Here is a 21,666-nt window from a genome sequence, read left to right as displayed (position 1 = left end):
ATGACGAACCTGTTCGAACGACATCGCGTCCAGATCGTGTCCGGCGCCGTCGGTCTCGTGGCCGGAGCCGTGCTCGTCGGCGGGATCTGGGGCGTCAGTGCCGCGGTCCGCGACCCCGAGACGGTCGCAGCGCCCGTGCCGACCTCCTCGGCGACCGCCGACCCCGGCCGCACGCCGAGTGCCAGCCGCACCCCGCAGCTCGGCACGCTGGATGACGACGGCGGATCCGACAGCAGGAAGTCCGACGAGGGCGGCGGCGCCACCAGCGGCACGGCGAAGGGCTCCACGGGGACGGCCACCGCCGCCCCGGCCGCCGCGTGCACGTCGCCGACCATCCGGGTCAGCACCGCGGACGCACTCACGTCCGCACTCGAGGACGCCGAGGCAGGGGCCGTCATCGCCCTCGCCGACGGCACCTACGACGGGACCTTCGAGGGGACGGCGAAGGGCACGGCCAGCCAACCGATCGCCCTCTGTGGCGGGAGCGGGGCGGTCCTCGACGGCGGTGACCCGTCCGACGGCTACGTCATGCACCTCGACGGTGGTGCCTACTGGACGCTTTCCGGGTTCACGGTGCAGAACGGCCAGAAGGGCGTCATGCTCGACGACACGCAGCACTCGGTCCTCCAGGGGCTCACGGTCCGGAAGACCGGGGACGAGGCGGTGCACGTCCGCGGCAACAGCAGCGACAACACGGTGCGCGGCAACCACGTCTCCGAGACCGGACTGCGGAAGCCGCAGTTCGGCGAGGGCATCTACATCGGCTCGTCCAAGAACAACTGGTGCGACGTGTCCGACTGCAAGCCGGACCGCAGCGACCGGAACGTCGTCACGGAGAACACGGTCACGGGCACCGCAGCCGAGAACGTGGACATCAAGGAGGGGACGACCGGTGGTGTGCTGTCGGACAACTCCTTCGACGGTGCGGGCATGCAGGGGCAGAACCATGCGGACTCCTGGGTCGACGTGAAGGGCAACGGCTGGAGCGTCACCGGGAACCGCGGGGTGCACTCGATCCTCGACGGGTTCCAGACGCACGAGCTCCTGGACGGCTGGGGCACGGACAACACGTTCTCCGGCAACACCGTGGACCTCGGCAACAGCGACGGTGTGGCCTTCGCCTTCCGCCCGGTGCTCGGCAACACGGTGTCGTGTGACAACGACGTGGTCGGCTCGAACGAGTTCTCGACCACGGAGTGCACGTCCTGATCAGAGACGGGCGAGCAGCTCGCGCCCACGTCTGAGTCGACGGTCGGCCCGCTGACGGCCGACCGTCGCGAGGACCCCGGCGGTGAAGTCCGCCTCGTGCCGCAGGGCCGCAACGGCGTTCGCGGCGTCCAGTCCGTCCCCCAGGGACGCCTGGGCCCGGCGGAGCCGGCCGAGGTGTCGGTGCGTGCTGGCGAACCCACCTGCAGCGTCGATCGCGAAGCGGAGCCGCCGCGCGGCCTTCCTGGCGTCGTGCAGCACCTCGAGGTCAGCAGACCGTGTCGCCGCGTCCCGCACCCGGCGCATGTGACGACGCTCCCGGTGGAGTCGCCGCTCGACGAAGGGTCGTACGGCGTCCCCGGCGCGCGGACCCGGCGGTGCGTCAACGATGAGCGCGTCGAGTGCGTCCAGTGCGCCGAACCACTCGGCAGAGCACAGCACCTCGTCGAACCCTGCCGTCGCGTCCCCGTGCGCCGACCGCAGGCGGCCCACGAGTCCGGCGAGCGTCGCGTCGTCGACGAGTCCCTTCGGCGCACGGCCCGCGAGCCTCTGGACCGAGGCGGCCAGGACCTCGGCGTCACGGACCGTCCCGGCAGCACGTCCGACGGCGCCGAGGCTCCGTCGCACCGACTCGCTGGCGTCGCTGTCGAGCGCGCCCCGGTAGACCACCAGGACGCTCCGGATCCGTCGGAGCGCCCCTCGGAGAGCGTGGACCGCGTCGGGTTCCCGGCGTCGGACGAGCGGGTCGAGCCGGACCGCGTCGGCGCGGAGCGTGGCCAGCGCGTCGACGACGAACCGGGCGGCCGTGCCGGATGGATGACGGTGCGACGTGGACGGCCGGCGGAGCGGTGCGAGCCGCGGTACCGGAGCGCGGTCGGCAGCACCGCCGCCGCCGTCCGTGTCCGGTCCGCCCGCGTCGGTGTCCGCATCCTCGGCCGCGTCCCGGAGCGCCCGCTCCACCCCGCGGACGAGCGCGTGGCCGCTGCCGTCGTCCGCCAGCGCCCACCAGCGACCGGCCCGGAGCACAGCCTCGTCCGGCGAGCCCTCGTCGACCCGGACGTCAGCGACCTCCGCCCGTACCCGGCCGTCCCGACTGTGCAGGACCAGGAGCGACGTCGTGGTGTCGCGCAACCGGACGACGGTCAGGGGCCGACCGCGCAGGTGCACCGCCAGTTCCGGGACCGGTGCGTCCGCGCTCCGGTCGGCGAGGTGCTCCGGACCCTCGCCGCGATCGACCGTCCAGGTGCCGTCCTCGCCGCGCACGAGCTCGACCCCGGCCGCGGCGAGCACCCCGTCGGACGTGTCCCAGACGGCCTCACGCACCATCACGTCCGGGACCCGCCCGACGACGTCCGCGTAGGGCTCGAGGGCGGGGAGTCGCCGGGCGTCCGGGACCCGCCAGGTCACGCGAGGAGCCGGGAAGTCGTCGTCGTGGGGATCGTCTCGCTGGTGCATGCGAGTCAGTGTCGTCCGGACCGCCCCGGCGCCGGGGCGGTCCCCGCGAACTGTGGACAGCCTCCCGGCCGGACCGCCCCTGTGCAGGGAGGCCGACACCGTCCTCCGCGCGATCCCGCGGACCGGCGCAGCAGCGACGGGTAGCGTCCCCGACATGACCGACGCTGTGCACGCCGACCCCTTCGAGACCGCCGTCGCCGGCTGGATGGCCGACCAACGGTGGTACGCCGCCAAGGGCGGGACCCCCAGGATCCGGGTGGTCGCCGAACAGACCGACACCACCGCCGACGCGACGATCCGCACCCTCTTCGTGCTGGACGACGCCCCGACCGGCCCCGTCCTCTACCAGGTGCCGCTCACCGTGCGACCCGCAGCGGTCCCCGAGCTCGCCCACGCCCTGGTCACCGAACTCGACGGCGCTGCGGTCTACGACGCTCCGCACGACGTCGCCTACGCGCGCTGGCTGCTCGGCCGGATCGAGGCCGACGGTGAACACATCGGGCCGGTCACGGACGCCCGCGTCCTCAGCGGCGAGCAGTCCAACACGTCCGTCATCTGCGGGACCGCCGAGAACGGACAGGTCATCACGAAGGTCTTCCGCGTCCTGCACGACGGTGAGAACCCCGACGTCACGACGCAGCGGGCGCTGTCGAGCGCCGGGTCGGTCCGCGTCCCGCGCACCTTCGGTGCCCTGGCGGGGGAGTGGCCGGACGAGGCGCAGGTCGGCGGGACCGCACACGGCCACCTCGCGTTCGCGCAGGAGTTCCTGCCCGGGCTGGAGGACGCATGGCGCGTCGCCCTCACCGCAGCTCGGAACGGCGAGTCCTTCGCCAGCGCGGCCGACCGGCTCGGTGCCGCGCTCGCCGAGGTGCACACGGTCCTCGCGGGAGCGATGCCCACGGCGACGTCCGGCCCGGACCAGGTCGACGAGGCGATCGCGACGATGCGCCGCCGCCTCGACACCGCGGCTGCCGAGGTGCCGCAGGTCGCCGAGCACGCCGCCGCCGTCGGTCGCGTCTACGACCGTGCTGCCTCCGTGCCGTGGCCGACCATGCAGCGCATCCACGGAGACCTGCACCTCGGTCAGGTGCTGTCGGCCCCTGAACCCCGGGGCTGGGTGTTCCTCGACTTCGAGGGCGAGCCCCTCCGCCCGATGCCGGAACGCTCACGGCCGGACGTCGCACTCCGCGACGTCGCCGGCATGCTCCGGTCCTTCGACTACGTCGCAGGCGCGCTGGCGCACGAGGACCAGCCGGTGGAGACGGGCGACTGGGCGCACGAAGCGCGCACGGCGTTCCTCGACGGTTACGAGCGAGGCAGCGGGTCCGACCTGCGCGCACACCGGGCACTGCTCGACGCGTTCGAGCTCGACAAGGCGGTCTACGAGACCGTCTACGAGGCGCGGAACCGACCGACCTGGGTCGGCATCCCGGTCGCCGCGGTCGACCGGTTGGTGGCGCGCGCGGACGGTTGACGGCGAGCGGCCGGTCTGCGGCGCGACCGGATGACGGACGGGAGGCCCGTGGCGACACCGCCACGGGCCTCCCGTCCGATCTGCCCGACTAGTTGACGGGGCCGGTGTACTTCTCGCCCGGGCCCTTGCCCGGTGCGTCGGGGATCGCCGAGGCCTCGCGGAAGGCCAGCTGCACCGACCGCAGTCCGTCGCGGAGCGGACGCGCGTGCTGGTCGCCGATCTCGGTGGCGGCGGCGGTGACGAGGCCGGCGAGCGAGGTGATGAGCTTCCGCGCTTCGTCCAGGTCGGTCTGCTGCTCCGGGTCGTCGGCCAGACCCACCTTGACGGCGGCAGCGCTGAGCAGGTGGACGGCCACGGTGTTGATCAGTTCGATCGCGGGGACCTCGGCGATGTCGCGCGCGGCCTCGTCGGACTCGTCGAATGCGGGGGCCGGGTTGCTCGGGGTGTCGGTCACGGTGCTCCTCTGCTAGACTCGCCGACGGCAGACACTGTCCGCGCGCCCGGAACCTTCCGGATGCACCCGGATCGTTCCGGTTCGAACCGGGACGGCCCGGATCAGGACAGTGTCACGAAAGAGGAGTTCCTCCCACCCGCGGCTGCACCAAGGCTACCGGGTCACCACCGCTCCGCCGGGGTCCACCATGTGGGCATCGGCAGGCCGGACCGCAAGGGTCGGCGTCGGGCGGCTGCCGAACGGGTCCCGATCCGTGCGTCAGATCTCCTCTCTCGTGCCGTCGTCCCGGGCAAACGCCCCGGACGGCCACCACCTGATTGAAGGAGCTCCGCATCACCGATCCCCGTACCAACGACCGAATCCGCGTCCCCGAGGTCCGACTGGTCGGACCCCAGGGCGAGCAGGTCGGCGTTGTCCCCATCGCCGTCGCACTGCGCCTCGCGCAGGAAGCCGAGCTGGATCTGGTCGAGGTCGCGCCGAACTCGAAGCCGCCCGTCGCCAAGATCATGGACTACGGCAAGTTCAAGTACGAAGCCGCTCAGAAGGCCAAGGAAGCCCGCCGCAACCAGGTCAACACCGACCTGAAAGAGGTCCGCTTCCGCCTGAAGATCGACGTGCACGACTACGAGACGAAGCGCAAGCGCGCCGAGGGGTTCCTCCTCGGTGGCGACAAGGTGAAGGCGATGATCCTCTTCCGTGGGCGCGAGCAGTCGCGTCCCGAGCAGGGTGTCCGACTCCTCCAGAAGTTCGCGGAGGAGATCGCCGAGTTCGGCGTCGTGGAGTCCCGTCCGACCCAGGACGGCCGCAACATGACGATGATCATCGCGCCCCTGAAGAACAAGTCGGACGTCAAGGGCGAGCAGAACGCCAAGCGCGCCGCCGAGAAGGCCGAGCGGAAGGCCACCGAGCACTCCGCGAAGTCGCAGCCGGCGGACCAGGCCCCGGCCGCCCCCGCCGCAGCAGCAGCACCGGCCGACTCGTCGGCCGAATAGGTCCTCCCAGACCGCTTCCGCGCTCGACGCGGCCCCCATCCACCCCACGGAAAGGCATCAACATGCCCAAGCATAAGACCCACTCCGGGTCGAAGAAGCGCTTCAAGGTCACCGGCAGCGGCAAGATCATGAAGCAGCAGGCCGGTATGCGCCACAACCTCGAGGTCAAGTCCTCCAAGCGCAAGGCCCGCCTCAACGAGGACCAGGTCCTCTCGAAGGCCGACGCGAAGAACGTCAAGAAGCTCCTCGGCCACTGAGTCGACCCGGATCGTAAAGGAACAGATCAATGGCAAGAGTCAAGAGAGCGGTCAACGCCGCCAAGAAGCGTCGCGTCATCCTCGAGCGCGCAGAGGGCTACCGCGGCCAGCGGTCGCGCCTCTACCGCAAGGCGAAGGAGCAGGTCACCCACTCCCTCGTCTACGCGTACCGTGACCGTCACGCGAAGAAGGGCGAGTTCCGTCGCCTCTGGATCCAGCGCATCAACGCTGCGTCGCGTGCGAACGGCCTGACCTACAACCGCCTCATCCAGGGTCTGAACCTGGCCGGCGTCGAGGTCGACCGTCGCATCCTCGCGGACCTCGCGGTCAACAACGCCGAGACGTTCGCCGCGCTCGTCGAGACCGCCAAGAAGGCCCTGCCGGCCGACACCTCGGCGCCGAAGGCAGCCTGAGCACGTCACCCGTGCACCGGAACCCCCACTCCCTACGGAGTGGGGGTTCCGTCGTTCCCGGCGTCGGTCGACCGCGGTCCGGTCGTGCCGGGCATCCGGTCGTTCCTAGACTGGGTACGTGAGCGAACTCCTCGAGAACCCCCGTGCCGGCCGAGTGAAGGCCGTGGCCGCCCTGGCCAAGAAGGACGTCCGTGCCGAGACCGGGCTGTTCCTGCTCGAGGGCCCGCAGGCCGTGCGCGAGGCGATCGAGTACCGCCCCGAGCTCCTCCGCGAGCTGTACGTCACGCCGACCGCAGCGGCGCGCCACGGTCTGGACGACGCCCCGGTCGACACCTGGTTCGTCACCGAGCAGGTGCTCGACGCGATGGCCGACACCGTGACGCCGCAGGGCGTGGTCGCGGTGTGCCAGCAGTTCCCGACGTCGGTGAAGGACGTCTTCCCGGACGCCCGTCTGGAGGCCCGTGCCGACCCCGATGCGTCGGGCGCCCTCCCCGGACTGGTCGCGATCCTGGAAGAGGTCCGTGACCCGGGCAACGCGGGCACGATCATCCGTGCCGCGGACGCCGCGGGTGCGGACGCCGTCGTGCTCACCGGGCGCAGCGTCGACCCGTACAACCCGAAGGTGGTCCGCTCCACCACCGGGTCGCTGTTCCACGTGCCGGTCTCGGTCGGCGTGACCCTGGTGGACGCCATCGAGCGCGCTCGGGGGCTCGGCTACACGATCCTCGCGGCCGACGTCTCCGGTGACGACCTGCCGGACGTCCGAGCCGACGGCATGTTGGACGGGCCCACGGTGTGGGTCTTCGGCAACGAGGCCCGCGGGCTGACGGCCGAGGACCTGGCGCTGGTCGACCGGGCGGTGAAGGTCCCGATCTACGGCCGGGCCGAGTCGATGAACCTCGCGACCGCTGCCTCGGTGTGCCTCTACGAGAGTGCGTTCGCGCAGCGGACCCGTTCCTCCACAGCCACGGACTGACTCGCCTCCGTCCACAGTGCAGCTGGGGAGGGCGACGGTATCCCAGCGGCCGGTAGGCTTGGCTCTCGTGTCAGAACCTCTCGAGATCAGCGAATCGGCGGTCGCCGGCGCCGTGGAAGCGGCCCTCGCCGCCGTCCGCGCCACGACGACCGTCGCCGAGCTGAAGCAGGCCCGTGCCGAGCACACGGGCGAGCAGTCGACGCTCGCCCGGATGAACGCGTCGATGCGCAGCGTCCCGCCGGAGCAGAAGGCCACCGCGGGCAAGCTCGTCGGTCAGGCCCGGAGCCAGGTGAACCAGGCGATCGCGGCGCAGGAGTCGGTCCTCGCCGAATCCGAAGAGCGTGCACGTCTGGACGCCGAGCGTGTGGACGTCACCGCGCTGCCGTCACGTCGCACGCCCGGTTCGCGGCACCCGCTGTCGGTCCTCAACGAGACCGTCGCCGACGTCTTCGTGGGGATGGGGTGGGAGGTCGCCGAGGGCCCCGAGCTCGAGCACGAGTGGTTCAACTTCGACGCCCTCAACTTCGACCAGGACCACCCGGCACGGGCCATGGCGGACACGGTGTTCGTCGAGCCCGTCGACCGGCACCTGCTGATGCGCACGCACACCTCACCGGTCCAGGTGCGGTCACTGCTGTCCCGTGACCTGCCCCTCTACGTCATCGCCCCGGGTCGCGTGTACCGCGCTGACGAACTCGACGCCACGCACCTGCCGGTCTTCACCCAGGTCGAGGGCATCGCGATCGACAAGGGCCTGACGATGGCGCACCTCCGCGGCACGCTCGAGCACTTCGCACGTCAGGTGTTCGGTGACGAAGCCCAGATCCGACTGCGTCCGAACTACTTCCCGTTCACCGAGCCGAGTGCCGAGATGGACGTCTGGCAGCCGAACGCCAAGGGCGGCGCGCGGTGGGTCGAGTGGGGTGGCTGCGGCATGGTCAACCCGAACGTCCTGCGGGCCGCCGGCATCGACCCTGACGAGTACCAGGGCTTCGCCTTCGGCATGGGCATCGAGCGGACGCTGCAGTTCCGCAACGGCCTGAACGACATGCGTGACTTCCTCGAGGGCGATCTCCGCTTCTCGCAGCAGTTCGGAACGGTGGTCTGATGCGCGTCCCACTCCGTTGGCTCGGCGAATCCGTCGACCTGCCCGACGACGTCTCACTCGAGCACGTCCACGCCGCACTGGTGTCGGTCGGGTTCGAAGAGGAAGCCGTGCACACCTTCGACCTGACCGGGCCCGTCGTGGTCGGTCGGGTGCTCGGGCGTGTCCCGGAGCCGCAGAAGAACGGCAAGACGATCAACTGGTGCCAGGTGGACGTCGGCGAAGCCGAACCGCGTGGCATCGTCTGCGGCGCCCACAACTTCGACGTCGGCGACCTCGTCGTCGTGACCCTGCCCGGCGCCGTGCTGCCCGGGCCGTTCCCGATCGCCGCACGCAAGACCTACGGCCACGTGTCGGACGGCATGATCGCCTCGGCGCGGGAACTCGGACTCGGCGACGAGCACGACGGCATCCTCCGGTTCGCCGACCTCGGCATGGAGCCCGAGGTCGGGGCGGACGCCATCGCGCTGCTCGGCCTGGACGACGCCGCCGTCGAGATCAACGTGACGCCGGACCGCGGCTACGCCATGAGCATGCGCGGGGTCGCTCGTGAGTACGCGCACGCCACCGGGGCGACCTTCTCGGACCCGGTCGACCGCGTCCTGCCGCGCGCCGGCGAGGGCTTCGCCGTGACGATCGACGACGCCGCACCGATCCGGGGCCGCATCGGGGCCAGCACCTTCGTGACGCGGGTCGTCCGCGGCATCGACGCCACCCGCCCCACCCCGGCCTGGATGGTCGCCCGTCTGTCGCTCGCCGGCGTCCGCTCGATCTCGTTGCCCGTCGACATCACCAACTACGTGATGTTCGAGCTCGGCCAGCCGCTGCACGGGTACGACCTCGGCGCCGTCCAGGGCGGGCTCGCCGTCCGCCGGGCCACCGCCGGGGAACGGCTCACCACGCTCGACGACGTGGAGCGCGAGCTGGACGCCGAGGACCTGGTCATCGCCGACGACGCCGGGGCGGTCGGTCTCGCGGGTGTCATGGGCGGTGCCCGGACGGAGATCTCCGCGTCGACGACGGACGTCCTGATCGAGGCCGCCGGCTTCGACCAGGTGTCGATCGCCCGGACCGCGCGGCGCCACAAGCTGCCGAGTGAGGCATCGCGCCGGTTCGAGCGTGGCGTTGACCCGCTCGTCGCCCAGGCCGCGGCGAACCGGGCCGTCGAACTGCTCGTCGACCTCGCCGGCGGCGCACCCGACGCGCTCGGATCGACCCTCGTCGACGAGTCGCCTCGCCCCACCGTCACCATGCGTCTCGGTCGAGCCGCTGCACTGATCGGCGTGGACTACACCGACGCCGAGGTGCTCGACACCCTCCGTGCGATCGGCGCGTCGGTCGACGTCGACGGTGATCTGCTCGTCGTCACCCCGCCGAGCTGGCGCCCCGATCTGGTGGACGACGTCTCCCTGGTCGAGGAGATCGCCCGCATCGTCGGGTACGACCGCATCCCGAGCGTCCTGCCGATCGCGCCGCCGGGTCGTGGGCTCACGCGGCACCAGCAGGCGCGTCGCCGTGTCTCGGCTGCTCTGGCCGCCGCCGGTCTGACCGAGGTCGTCACGGCACCGTTCGTCTCCGCCGCCACCGCTGCCGCGTACCCGGGCATCGACCCCGCCGGCGGGCCGAGCGTCGTCCTGGCGAACGCACTCGACAGTGCGCAGGACCACCTGCGTCGGAGCGGTCTGCCCGCCCTCGTCGACGTGGCCCGGCGGAACGTGTCCCGCGGACTGGTCGACGTCGCCGTGTACGAGACGTCCCGGGTGTTCCTGCCCGAGCCCGGTGTCGAGCTCGGGACGACCGACGTCCCCGCCGGCGCCGAGCGCCCGACGCCCGAGACCCTCGCCGCCCTCGACGCCTCGCTGCCCCCGCAGCCGTTCCACGTCAGCGCGCTGCTCCTCGGCAACGCCGTGCTCAAGCAGCCCGGTGCCGCGGTCGAGGCGTTCGGTATCGCCGACGCCCTCGACGTCGCCCGCACGGTGGCCTGGGCAGTCGGTGTCGAGCTGACCGTCAGGCAGACGAGCCACCCGGCGCTGCACCCCGGACGCGCGGCATCACTGCTCGTCGGTGACACGGTCGTCGGTGTGGCGGGCGAGCTGCTGCCGGAACGGACCGCGGACGCCGACCTGCCCCGGGTGGTGGCCGTCGTCGAGCTCGACCTCGACGCCCTGGTCGCCGTCGCCCCCGAACTCGTGCACGTCTCGGCGATCGTGTCCTACCCCGCAGCGACGCAGGACCTGTCCCTGGTGGTGGACGTGTCGGTGCCCGCCGGCGACGTCCTGACCGAGGTGCGCGCTGGTGCCGGAGACCTGTTGGAGTATGCTCGGCTCGTGGATGACTACCGGGGTGCCGGCGTGGACGAGGGACAGAAGTCCCTGACGTTCGCCCTGCGCTTCCGTGCCACGGACCGCACGCTGACCGCTGCCGAGGCCTCCGAGGCCCGTGACGGCGCTGTCCGACGTGCCGGCGGGCGATTCGGGGCGACCCTGCGCGACTGATCCACGACGGATCACCGCCCGGGGTCGCCGCCTCCGACTCTCTCGACGAACAGTCCGACCAAAGGTGGAACCCATGTCCGTATCCGTCGCCGTGGCGGGAGCCAGCGGCTACGCGGGTGGCGAGTTGTTGCGCGTCCTCTCCGCTCACCCCGAGTTCGACGTCAGGACGGTGACGGCGTTCTCGAACGCCGGACAGCCGCTCATCGCGACGCAGCCGCACCTCCGATCGCTCGCGCACCTCACCCTGGTGGAGACGACGGCCGAGAACCTCCGCGGGCACGACGTGGTGTTCCTCGCGCTGCCGCACGGCCAGTCCGGTGCGATCACCGCCGAACTCGACGCGGACACCCTCGTGGTGGACTGCGGCGCCGACCACCGCCTGACGGACGAGAGCGCCTGGGCGGCCTTCTACGGTGGTGACTTCCACGGGGCATGGACATACGGCCTGCCCGAACTGCTGCACGCTCCGCCCGCCCCGGGTGCCGCGGAGGAGTGGCGCGACGTCGACGACATCGTCGCCCAGGGCCGGCAGCGGACCGAGTTGGCCGCGACCAAGCGGATCGCCGTCCCCGGCTGCAACGTCACCGCGGTGACGCTCGGCATCCAACCCGGTGTCCAGGCCGGGCTCGTCGAGTCCGACGACATCGTCGCCGTGCTCAGCGTCGGCCCGAGCGGTGCCGGCAAGAAGCTCGAGCCGACGTACCTCGCCGCCGAGATCATGGGCTCGGCCAGCGCGTACGCGGTCGGCGGCAGTCACCGGCACGTCCCGGAGATCCAGCAGAACCTCCGGGTGGCAGGGGCCTCGGACGTCCGCATCTCGTTCACCCCCGTGCTCGTGCCGATGGCCCGTGGGATCCTCGCCACGACGACCGCGCGCCTGGCACCCGGTGTCACCGCGCACGACGTCCGACTCGCCTGGGAGCAGGCCTACGCGGACGAACCGTTCGTCCACCTGCTGCCCGAGGGCGTCTTCCCGCGGGTGGCGGACACGATCGGTGCCAACACGGCCCTGGTCGGCATCGCGGTCGACGAAGCGGCCGGTCGGGTCGTCGCCGTCACCGCGCTCGACAACCTCGCCAAGGGGACCGGCGGCGCAGCCGTGCAGTCCGCGAACATCGCGCTCGGGTTCCCCGAGACGCTCGGCCTCAGCGTGGACGGAGTCGCCCCGTGACCGACATCACCGATGCACCGGGCGCGGACGACGCGGCCACGGGCCTCCCGTCCGCTGACGGCGCGCTGCAGGGCGTCACGGCCGCGGTGGGCTTCCGGGCCGCCGGCGTCACCGCCGGCCTGAAGACGAGCGGCAAGCCGGACGTGGCGCTCGTCGTCAACGACGGCCCGTCCGACGCCGTGGCCGCCGTCTTCACCTCGAACCGCGCCCAGGCGCACCCGGTGATCTGGTCCCGCCAGGTCGTGGGGGACGGGGTGGCGCGAGCCGTCTTCCTCAACTCGGGAGGCGCGAACTGCTTCACGGGCCCGTTCGGCTTCCAGACGACGCACCTGACCGCTGAAGCGGTCGGCGACGCCCTCGGGATCGGCGCCGGCGACGTGGTCGTGTGCTCCACCGGCCTCATCGGTGTCGGCGACCAGACCTTCCGCGACGGTGTCCTCCGCGGCGTGACGCTCGCGGCCGATGCCCTCACCGACGGCGGGGGAGCGGCTGCCGCGACGGCGATCATGACGACCGACACGAAGCCGAAGCAGTCCGTCGTGACCGTCGACGGCTGGACGATCGGGGGCATGGCCAAGGGTGCGGGCATGCTCGCGCCGGGCCTGGCGACGATGCTCGTGGTCATCACGACGGACGCCTCCCTGACCTCCGACGAACTCGACCAGGCGCTGCGCGCTGCGACCCGGGTCACCTTCGACCGTGTCGACTCGGACGGCTGCATGTCGACGAACGACACCGTCGTGCTGATGTCGTCCGGCGCGTCGGGAACGACCCCCGAGGTCGGCGACTTCCGGGAGGCCCTGACCGCCGTCTGCGCGGACCTCGCCCGGCAGCTCCAACAGGACGCTGAGGGCGCCGCGCACGACATCGCGATCGAGGTCGTCGGTGCCGTGAGCGAGGACGACGCGGTGGCGGTCGGCCGGAGCGTGGCCCGGAACAACCTGTTCAAGGCGGCCGTCTTCGGCAACGACCCCAACTGGGGTCGGGTCCTCGCCGCGATCGGCACCACCGATGCCGAGTTCGACCCGTACGCGGTCGACGTCTCGATGAACGGCATCCGGGTCTGCCATGCCGGCGCTCCGGACCAGCCGAGCGACAGCGTCGACCTCAGCCCGCGGGACACCCATGTGCTCATCGACCTGGGGGTCGGACCGCATGCGGCGACGATCCTGACGAACGACCTGACGCACGACTACGTCCACGAGAACAGCGCGTACTCCAGCTGATGAGCGATCCGGACCTCTCGAAGGAAGAAGAGCACGAGCTCGCGACCGTCAAGGCCGCGACCCTCATCGAGTCCCTGCCGTGGTTGAAGCGGTTCTCGGGCAAGATCGTCGTTGTCAAGTTCGGCGGCAACGCGATGGTGAACGACGACCTGAAGCGTGCGTTCGCCGAGGACATGGTCTACCTGCGGTACGCCGGACTGCACCCGGTCGTCGTGCACGGCGGCGGTCCGCAGATCTCGGCGGCGCTCAAGGAACAGGGCATCGAGTCCGAGTTCCGCGGCGGCTACCGCGTCACCACGACCGAAGCGATCACCGTCGTCCGCGACGTGCTGGCAGGTGAGGTGAACCGCGAGATCGTCGACCTGATCGACGAGCACGGTGCCGGCCTCGGTGTCGGCGTGTTCGGCGACGGCGGGTCGCTGTTCACGGGCGAGAAGAAGGGCGTCGTCGTGGACGGCGAGCACTTCGACCTCGGTCACGTCGGCGACATCACCCACGTCGATCCGTCCGGCGTCCTCGCGGCGATCCGGGCCGACCGCATCCCGGTGGTGTCGAGCATCGCGATCGACGACGCGCACCCGGACCAGGCGCTCAACGTGAACGCCGACGCCGCTGCGGCCGCGCTGGCGATCGCGCTCAACGCGTCGAAGCTGATGATGCTGACCGACGTCCCCGGCCTGTACCGCAACTGGCCCGACCGGGACTCGATCATCGACCTCATCGCCGTCGAGGAACTCCGGCAGCTGCTGCCGTCCCTCGAGTCGGGGATGATCCCGAAGATGACCGCGTGCCTGGACGCCGTGGTCGGCGGTGTCGGCGGCGCGACCATCATCGACGGTCGCATCCCACACTCGATCCTGCTCGAGGTCTTCACCCTGCGCGGTGCGGGCACCGAGGTGATCCCGGACCCGAGCCGACGGACCGAGAACCAGAACACGCACGCCGAGATCGGCCGCCGCGCCGCCGGCGAGCACACCACCCCGCACCACGACGAGAAGGGCACCCCACGGTGAGCACCCAGACGCAGACCGAGACCTGGAACGACCGGTTCGGGGCGTCGCTCATGCGATCCCTGACCCCGCCGAAGATCATGCTCGAGCGCGGTGAGGGCTGTCGCGTCTGGGACGTCGACGGCAACGAGTACCTCGACTTCCTCGCCGGCATCGCGGTGAACTCGCTCGGCCACGCCCACCCGGCCCTGGTCGAGGCCATCAGCGACCAGGCAGCCAAGTTGGTGCACGTGTCGAACTACTTCGCCACCCCGCCGCAGCTCGAGCTGGCCGAGCGCCTCAAGCGGATCTCCGGCGCCGGGGACGCCGGCCGCGTGTACTTCGGCAACTCCGGCGCGGAAGCGAACGAGGCCGCGTTCAAGCTCGCACGCCTGAACCGCGGGACGGACGGTCGCAAGACCCGGATCCTCGCGCTGCAGCAGGCGTTCCACGGCCGGACCATGGGAGCGCTCGCCCTGACCGGCAAGCCCGCTCTGCAGGAGGACTTCCTGCCGATGATCCCCGGAGTCGAGCACATCGAGACCTCGATCGAGGCCCTCGAACGCTCGATCGACGACACCGTCGCGGCTCTCATCCTCGAGCCGATCAAGGGCGAGGCCGGCGTGGTCGACCTGCCCGAGGGCTTCCTGCAGGCCGCTCGGAAACTGACGGAGGAGCACGGCGCCCTGCTGATCCTCGACGAGATCCAGACCGGCATCGGCCGGACCGGGGCATGGTTCGCGTTCCAGAACACCGGCGTGACCCCGGACGCCATCACCGTCGCCAAGGGCATCGCCGGCGGGTTCCCGATCGGTGCCCTCGTGACCTTCGGCGCGGCGTCCGACCTGTTCTCGGCCGGCCAGCACGGGTCGACCTTCGGCGGCAACCCGCTCGGCACGAGGGTCGCGAACGCGGTCCTGGCCGAGATCGAGCGAGCGGGTCTCGTCGAGGGCGCCGTCATCAAGGGGGAGCGGATCCGTGCGGGCATCAGCGCGCTCGGCTCCGACCTGGTGGAAGAAGTCCGCGGGAGCGGCCTGCTCATCGGCGTCGGCCTGCGCCAGCCGGTCGCCGCGGCCGTGTCCGCCGCCGCGCTCGACCGCGGTCTCATCATCAACGCCCCGAACGAATCGAGCCTGCGCATCGCGCCGCCGCTCATCGTGTCCGACGACGAGATCGACGAGTTCCTCGCGATCCTCGCCCAGAGCATGGCGGCCGTCACGGGCGCCGACCAGGAGACCATCGCATGACCCGCCACTTCCTCCGGGACGACGACCTGACCCAGGCGGAGCAGTCCGCCATCCTCGACCTCGCCGTCGAGATGAAGCGCGACCGCTGGGGGAGCAAGCCGCTCGCCGGCCCGCAGAGCGTCGCGGTGATCTTCGACAAGTCGTCGACCCGGACCCGCGTGTCCTTCCACGTCGGGATCAGCGACCTCGGCGGCAGCCCGCTGATCATCTCGACCGCGAACAGCCAACTCGGCGGCAAGGAGACCCCGACCGACACGGCTCGCGTGCTCGAGCGCATGGTGTCCGCCATCGTGTGGCGCACCTACGGCCAGGCCGGGCTCGAGGAGATGGCAGCGAGCACCACCGTGCCCGTCGTCAACGCCCTCTCGGACGACTTCCACCCGTGCCAGCTGCTCGCCGACCTGCTGACCATCCGTGAGCACCGCGGTGCCCTCGCCGGTCAGACCATCGCCTTCGTGGGTGACGGGGCCAGCAACATGGCGCACTCGTACCTGCTCGCCTGCGCGACCGCCGGCATGCACGTCCGCGTCGGAGCCCCGGCCGAGTTCGCCCCGGCCGCACAGGTCGTCACGGACGCCGAAGCCCGCGCCGCGGAGACCGGCGGCTCGGTGCTCGTCGTGACCGACCCGGTCGCGGCGGTCGCCGGCGCCGACGTCGTCGTCACCGACACCTGGGTGTCGATGGGCAAGGAGGACGAGAAGCAGCAGCGCCTCGAGGTCTTCCACGGTTACCGCGTCGACGACGAGCTGCTCGCACACGCCGCAGACGACGCCGTGTTCATGCACTGCCTGCCCGCCGACCGTGGCTACGAGGTCACGGCCGAGGTCATCGACGGCCCACGCAGCATCATCTGGGACGAGGCGGAGAACCGTCTGCACGCCCAGAAGGCCCTGCTCGCCTGGCTCCTCGCCGCCAACGCGACGCCCACCGGCAACTGACAACCACCCCAGCAAGGAGAACACTCATGGCAGACCGCGTCGTACTGGCCTACTCAGGAGGCCTCGACACCTCCGTCGGCATCGGCTGGCTCAAGGACGCCACCGGCAAAGAGGTCGTCGCACTGGCGGTGGACGTCGGCCAGGGCGGCGAGGACATGGACGCCATCCGGCAGCGCGCGCTCGACTGCGGTGCGGTGGAGTCCGTCGTCATCGACGCCAAGGACGAGTTCGCGGACGACTACCTCGTCCCCGCCCTCAAGGCGAACGCGCTGTACCAGAAGCGCTACCCGCTGGTGTCCGCGTTGAGCCGCCCGCTCATCGCGAAGCACCTCGCCCTCACCGCCAAGCAGCTCGGGGCCGACAGCGTCGCGCACGGCTGCACCGGCAAGGGCAACGACCAGGTCCGCTTCGAGGCCGCCGTCGCCGCCATCGCTCCGGACCTGACGAGCGTCGCCCCGGTCCGCGACCTCGCCCTGACCCGTGACAAGGCGATCGTCTACGCGCAGGAGCACAACCTGCCGATCCTGCAGAGCAAGAAGTCCCCGTACTCGATCGACCAGAACGTCTGGGGTCGTGCGGTGGAGACCGGGTTCCTCGAGGACCCGTGGAACCCGCCGATCGAGGACCTCTACGCCTACACGCAGGACCCCTCCGTCCCGCGGGACGCCGACGAGGTCACCATCACGTTCGAGCAGGGCGTGCCGGTCGCGATCGACGGCCAGCGCTTCAGCGTCCTGCGCATCGTGCAGGAGCTCAACGCCCTCGCCGGCAAGCACGGCGTCGGCCGCATCGACGTCGTCGAGGACCGTCTCGTGGGCATCAAGTCGCGCGAGGTCTACGAAGCCCCGGCAGCGATGGCGCTCATCGCCGCGCACGAGGAGCTCGAGAGCCTCACCCTCGAGCGTGACGTGAACCGCTACAAGCGCGGTGTCGAGTCGGAGTGGGCCGACCTGGTCTACGACGGCCTCTGGTTCGGTGGGCTGAAGCGCAGCCTCGACGCCTTCATCGACTCCACGCAGGAGTACGTGTCCGGAGACATCCGCCTGCAGCTGCACGGTGGTCGTGCCACGGTGACCGGTCGTCGTTCGGAGCAGAGCCTCTACGACTTCGACCTCGCCACCTACGACACGGGCGACACGTTCGACCAGTCGCTGTCCAAGGGCTTCATCGAACTGTGGTCGCTGCCGAGCAAGATCTCCGCTCGCCGCGACCTCGCGAACTAGCCGGAAGACAGCACAGCACCACCCTGTCGGACGGGCCGGAGCGAACCGCCCCGGCCCGTCCCACACCATCTGACCACCACTCACGACGCAGGACGACATGACGGACGTGCCCCGGGCCTCCCGGCCGGAAGAAGCCAGCAGCAAGACCGACGCGACGAACACGGGTGCCCTGTGGGGTGGCCGTTTCGCCGACGGTCCGAGCGCCGAGCTCGCAGCGCTGTCGAAGTCGACCCAGTTCGACTGGCAGCTGGCACCGTACGACCTCGCCGGTTCCCGGGCACACGCCCGAGCGCTGCAGACGGCCGGCTACCTGACGGCCGATGAACTGGACCGGATGCTCGCAGGGCTGGACCGTCTCGAGGCGTCGTTCCTCGACGGCTCCCTCCAGCCGGCGGACTCCGACGAGGACGTGCACGGTGCCCTGGAGCGCCTGCTCATCGCCGACGTCGGTCCGGAACTCGGCGGGAAGCTCCGCGCCGGTCGCAGCCGCAACGACCAGATCGCGACCCTCGGCCGGATGCACATGCTCGACCACGGACGCCGGATCGGTCGCCTGGTCATCGACCTCGTCGACGCGATCAGCCAGCAGGCGTCCGAGCACGAGGGCGCGATCATGCCGGGGCGGACGCACCTGCAGCACGCGCAGCCCGTCCTGCTCGCGCACCACCTGCTCGCGCACGCCTGGCCGCTCGTCCGCGACCTGGAACGGCTGCGCGACTGGGCCGGCCGCGCCAGCGTGAGCCCGTACGGGGCCGGCGCGCTCGCGGGGAGCTCGCTCGGGCTCGACCCGACGGCGATCGCCCACGAGCTGGGCTTCGACCGTCCGGCTGACAACTCGATCGACGCGACCGCCGCTCGCGACGTCGTGGCGGAGTTCGCCTTCGTCCTGGCGCAGATCGGCATCGACATCTCGCGTCTCGCCGAGGAGATCATCCTCTGGAACACCAAGGAGTTCGGTTTCGTCCGGCTCCACGATGCCTTCTCGACCGGGTCGAGCATCATGCCGCAGAAGAAGAACCCGGACATCGCCGAACTGGCGCGCGGGAAGTCCGGCCGACTGATCGGCAACCTCACGGGGCTCCTCGCCACCCTCAAGGGCCTGCCGCTCGCGTACAACCGGGACCTGCAGGAGGACAAGGAGCCCGTGTTCGACTCCGTCGCCCAGCTCGAGGTCCTGCTGCCCGCGTTCACCGGCATGGTCGCGACACTGTCCTTCGACACCGCTCGGATGGCAGAGCTGGCGCCGCAGGGCTTCTCGCTCGCGACCGACGTCGCCGAGTGGCTGGTCCGTCAGGGTGTGCCGTTCCGCGACGCGCACGAGGTGTCCGGTGCGCTCGTGCGGTACTGCGAGGAGCGCGGCATCGACCTCGACGACCCGACGGACGAGGAGTACGCGTCCGTCTCACCGCACCTGACGCCGGACGTCCGTGCGGTCCTCACCATCGAGGGCAGCGTCGCCTCGCGTCGTGGCGTGGGCGGAACCGCGCCGGAGCGGGTCGCCGAGCAGCTCGCTGCCGTGACACGGTCCGTGGCCGAGATCGCCGCGGGGACGCCCTTCGCTCGATGACCGGAACGCCCGGACCAACGGTGACGGCGACGGCGACGGCGCGATGACGACCACCGCGCTCCTCGCCGTGCTGTCCGAGCCAGCACCGGTCTCCGCCCCGGCCCTCCTCGGGGCCACCGTGGCGGGCAAGGGCGTCACGCTCCGCATCACCGAGGTGGAGGCCTACTTCGGCCCCACCGACCCCGGGTCGCACGGGCACCGCGGGATGACGGCCCGCAACCGACACCTCTTCGGCCCACCGGGCACCCTGTACGCGTACCGGTCCTACGGCATCCACACCTGCGTCAACGTCGTGAGCGGACCGGACGGCGTCTCGTCCGGGTCGTTGCTCCGAGGGGCAGAGGTCGTCGCGGGCGTCGAGACCGCACGCCAGCGGCGCGGTCCGTCCGTCGCGGACGTCGCCCTCGCGCGTGGACCGGGCAACCTCGGCGTCGCACTCGGCGCCGTCCTCGGCGAGGACGACGGGACGTCGCTCCTCGATGGCTCCGGCCCGTACCGCCTCGCCCTGGCACCCGGACTGGAGGGCCGGCTCGCCTCATCGACCCCGGCTGCGGTCGTCGACGACCTCCTGGCCGCCGGCACGATCGCGTGTGGTCCACGCACCGGGGTCGGCGGTGTCGCTGGTGGCGCCGCGTTCCCGTGGCGTTTCTGGCTGCGGGACGAACCGACCGTCTCCGCGTACCGGCGTCACAAGGGCGCCGTGGACTGAAGGGTGTGCCGCGGCGCCGGTACGATGACGGGGTGTCCAGTGATACCGCTCCCGATGTCCTGACGCGCCAGCAGAACGACCCGACCTTCGCTTCGGTGTGGGACGAGTTCCGCTGGCGTGGTCTGGTGCACGTCTCGACCGACGAGACCGCCCTCAAAGAGGCCCTCGACGCCGGACCTGTCACGTACTACTGCGGCTTCGACCCGACGGCTCCCTCGTTGCACTGCGGCAACCTGCTGCAGCTCCTCACGATGCGCCGGCTGCAGCTGGCAGGACACAAGCCGCTCGCACTCGTCGGCGGGTCGACCGGCCTGATCGGTGATCCGCGCCCGACGGCGGAACGCACGCTCAACACCCGCGAGACCGTCGTGGAGTGGGTCGGTCGTCTGCAAGCGCAGGTCTCCCGCTTCCTCAGCCCCGACGGTGAGAACGGCGTCCGTCTGGTGAACAACCTGGACTGGACCGCGCCGCTGTCGGCCATCGACTTCCTGCGCGACATCGGCAAGTACTTCCGCGTCAACTCGATGCTGAAGAAGGACGCCGTCGCCGCCCGGTTGAACTCCGACGCAGGCATCAGCTACACGGAGTTCAGCTACCAGATCCTGCAGGGGCTGGACTTCCGCGAGCTGTACCGGCAGTACGGGTGCACCCTGCAGACCGGCGGGTCCGACCAGTGGGGCAACCTGACCTCGGGGACGGAGCTGATCCGGCGTACCGAGGGTGTGGCCGCGCACGCACTCGGGACGCCACTCATCACGAACTCGGACGGCACGAAGTTCGGCAAGAGCGAGGGCAACGCGATCTGGCTCGACGGCGCGATGACGTCGCCGTACGCCTTCTACCAGTTCTGGCTCAACACGGCGGACGCCGACGTGATCGCCCGTCTCCGGGAGTTCACGTTCCTGTCGCGTGCCGAGATCGAGCGGCTCGAGCAGGCGGTGGCCGACGAGCCGTTCCGCCGGGAGGCCCAGCGCACCCTGGCTGTGGAGGTCACCACCCTGGTCCACGGCGCTGACGCGACGCAGGCGACCATCGATGCGTCGGCAGCACTGTTCGGCAACGGTAACCTCGCTGCACTGGATGCCAAGACCCTCCGTTCCGCGATCGCGGAGCTCCCCGGGTCCGTCGCCATCGAGGGAACCGCGGACCTCGCTCGTGCCCTCGTCGACACGGAACTCGTCAAGTCCCTCGGTGAGGCACGGCGTGCGATCACCCAGGGCGGTGTCTACGTGAACAACGAGCGAGCTGAGGACCCGGCGGCGACGTTGGCGTCCCTCGCACTGCCGGCGGGTGTGCTCGTCCTCCGACGGGGGAAGAAGACCCTGGCGGGCGTGACGGTCTCCTGATCCAGGCCCCGTCAATGTGTTGCAGTGTGCGACACGCCCGGGATGTGGGGCGGGTTGGTGGTGGGGGTGGGGGCTGCGTAAAGTAATCCCTCGTCACCCCAAAGGTGCGGCGGAGCGGCTGGAGCGAAAGCCCAGAGCACGTCGGCCCTCAAGCGGGACCATCCTCCACTGGAGATCGGATCTGGCCTTGTGCTGGTTCGCTTCGACGCTTAGGATGACTACTCCACCGGTTCTCTCCTTCGGGATGAGCCACTGGGTCTGGTTGCACGGTTGTGTTGCTGGGTTCGACGACATCGGTGGGTTCGAGAACGACAGCCTCTCTGGCGTGACATCGTGTTGGTGTTGTGTGGGGAGTGCGTCTGGTCCTTGAGAACTCAACAGCGTGCACATTGTCAATGCCAATTTTATTGACCTCGTGCTCGA

19 protein-coding genes are annotated in these 21,666 nt (G+C 70.8%); 17 read left to right on the top strand and 2 right to left on the bottom strand.

Translation table 11 applies throughout. From position 1 onward, the window contains the following. Positions 1–1,209 carry a right-handed parallel beta-helix repeat-containing protein gene (locus tag DEJ33_RS13760; RefSeq protein ID WP_111195277.1) on the top strand — a complete coding sequence of 403 codons (1,209 nt, stop codon included), beginning with the start codon at positions 1–3 and terminating at the stop codon, positions 1,207–1,209. Here the strand turns inward: DEJ33_RS13760 and DEJ33_RS13755 are convergent, their stop codons facing one another. Further along, a complete protein-coding gene (locus DEJ33_RS13755; RefSeq protein WP_146242634.1) occupies positions 1,210–2,661 on the bottom strand; it encodes a CHAD domain-containing protein in 1,452 nt (483 codons plus the stop codon). It lies immediately after the preceding gene. Positions 2,662–2,815: 154 nt separating this feature from the next. On the opposite strand from DEJ33_RS13755, the gene DEJ33_RS13750 reads away from it, so the two are divergent. Further along, positions 2,816–4,135 carry a phosphotransferase gene (locus DEJ33_RS13750; RefSeq protein ID WP_111195275.1) on the top strand — a complete coding sequence of 440 codons (1,320 nt, stop codon included), beginning with the start codon at positions 2,816–2,818 and terminating at the stop codon, positions 4,133–4,135. A gap of 88 nt (positions 4,136–4,223) precedes the next feature. Here DEJ33_RS13750 and DEJ33_RS13745 read toward each other — a convergent pair whose 3' ends face one another. Continuing rightward, positions 4,224–4,589 carry a DUF1844 domain-containing protein gene (locus DEJ33_RS13745; protein WP_111077958.1) on the bottom strand — a complete coding sequence of 122 codons (366 nt, stop codon included), beginning with the start codon at positions 4,587–4,589 and terminating at the stop codon, positions 4,224–4,226. 317 nt (positions 4,590–4,906) lie between these two features. Between DEJ33_RS13745 and infC the strand changes: the two genes are divergently transcribed. The 15 genes from infC to tyrS all read left to right on the top strand — a co-directional run bounded on the left by infC (position 4,907) and on the right by tyrS (position 21,243). Then, positions 4,907–5,581 carry a translation initiation factor IF-3 gene (infC, locus tag DEJ33_RS13740; RefSeq protein ID WP_110904973.1) on the top strand — a complete coding sequence of 225 codons (675 nt, stop codon included), beginning with the start codon at positions 4,907–4,909 and terminating at the stop codon, positions 5,579–5,581. A 62-nt stretch (positions 5,582–5,643) separates the two neighbouring features. Beyond that, complete coding sequence (gene rpmI, locus DEJ33_RS13735) at positions 5,644–5,838, top strand: 50S ribosomal protein L35 (RefSeq protein ID WP_111195274.1); 195 nt, start codon at positions 5,644–5,646, stop codon at positions 5,836–5,838. Between the two features lie 29 nt (positions 5,839–5,867). Then, complete coding sequence (rplT, locus tag DEJ33_RS13730; protein ID WP_110824044.1) at positions 5,868–6,251, top strand: 50S ribosomal protein L20; 384 nt, start codon at positions 5,868–5,870, stop codon at positions 6,249–6,251. A gap of 118 nt (positions 6,252–6,369) precedes the next feature. Continuing rightward, positions 6,370–7,227 (top strand): RNA methyltransferase, encoded by an 858-nt coding sequence (locus DEJ33_RS13725; RefSeq protein ID WP_110904975.1) that lies wholly within the window; start codon positions 6,370–6,372, stop codon positions 7,225–7,227. Positions 7,228–7,294: 67 nt separating this feature from the next. Further along, positions 7,295–8,335, top strand: coding sequence for a phenylalanine--tRNA ligase subunit alpha (gene pheS / locus DEJ33_RS13720; RefSeq protein ID WP_111195273.1), 1,041 nt, complete (start codon positions 7,295–7,297; stop codon positions 8,333–8,335). Next, positions 8,335–10,827 carry a phenylalanine--tRNA ligase subunit beta gene (gene pheT / locus DEJ33_RS13715; protein WP_111195272.1) on the top strand — a complete coding sequence of 831 codons (2,493 nt, stop codon included), beginning with the start codon at positions 8,335–8,337 and terminating at the stop codon, positions 10,825–10,827. The genes pheS and pheT overlap by 1 nt, the downstream gene beginning before the upstream one ends. A 73-nt stretch (positions 10,828–10,900) precedes the next feature. Then, positions 10,901–11,998 carry an N-acetyl-gamma-glutamyl-phosphate reductase gene (locus tag DEJ33_RS13710; protein ID WP_111195271.1) on the top strand — a complete coding sequence of 366 codons (1,098 nt, stop codon included), beginning with the start codon at positions 10,901–10,903 and terminating at the stop codon, positions 11,996–11,998. 65 nt (positions 11,999–12,063) lie between these two features. Next, a complete protein-coding gene (argJ, locus tag DEJ33_RS13705; RefSeq protein ID WP_111078194.1) occupies positions 12,064–13,224 on the top strand; it encodes a bifunctional glutamate N-acetyltransferase/amino-acid acetyltransferase ArgJ in 1,161 nt (386 codons plus the stop codon). After that, positions 13,224–14,237: an acetylglutamate kinase gene (argB, locus tag DEJ33_RS13700; protein WP_110904979.1), complete on the top strand. Its 1,014-nt coding sequence runs from the start codon at positions 13,224–13,226 to the stop codon at positions 14,235–14,237. The genes argJ and argB overlap by 1 nt, the downstream gene beginning before the upstream one ends. A gap of 50 nt (positions 14,238–14,287) precedes the next feature. Next, positions 14,288–15,460, top strand: coding sequence for an acetylornithine transaminase (locus tag DEJ33_RS13695; protein WP_375342154.1), 1,173 nt, complete (start codon positions 14,288–14,290; stop codon positions 15,458–15,460). Further along, positions 15,457–16,398, top strand: a complete 942-nt coding sequence (gene argF / locus DEJ33_RS13690) for an ornithine carbamoyltransferase (RefSeq protein WP_111195269.1) — start codon at positions 15,457–15,459, stop codon at positions 16,396–16,398. Before DEJ33_RS13695 ends, argF begins: the two co-directional genes overlap by 4 nt. Positions 16,399–16,424: 26 nt before the next feature. Next, positions 16,425–17,621 carry an argininosuccinate synthase gene (locus DEJ33_RS13685; RefSeq protein ID WP_110904982.1) on the top strand — a complete coding sequence of 399 codons (1,197 nt, stop codon included), beginning with the start codon at positions 16,425–16,427 and terminating at the stop codon, positions 17,619–17,621. Between the two features lie 97 nt (positions 17,622–17,718). Then, complete coding sequence (argH, locus tag DEJ33_RS13680) at positions 17,719–19,188, top strand: argininosuccinate lyase (protein WP_258374693.1); 1,470 nt, start codon at positions 17,719–17,721, stop codon at positions 19,186–19,188. A 43-nt stretch (positions 19,189–19,231) separates the two neighbouring features. Then, on the top strand, positions 19,232–19,897 hold the full coding sequence (locus DEJ33_RS13675) for a DNA-3-methyladenine glycosylase (protein ID WP_111195268.1): 666 nt from the start codon (positions 19,232–19,234) through the stop codon (positions 19,895–19,897). Positions 19,898–19,929: 32 nt separating this feature from the next. Beyond that, positions 19,930–21,243, top strand: coding sequence for a tyrosine--tRNA ligase (tyrS, locus tag DEJ33_RS13670; protein WP_111195267.1), 1,314 nt, complete (start codon positions 19,930–19,932; stop codon positions 21,241–21,243). Positions 21,244–21,666: the final 423 nt, after the last annotated feature.

This window comes from Curtobacterium sp. MCPF17_047 (genome assembly GCF_003234045.1).
Lineage (GTDB): Bacteria > Actinomycetota > Actinomycetes > Actinomycetales > Microbacteriaceae > Curtobacterium.
The sequence above is the reverse complement of the archived record's forward strand: the minus strand, read 5'-3'. Positions and strand labels throughout refer to the sequence as shown.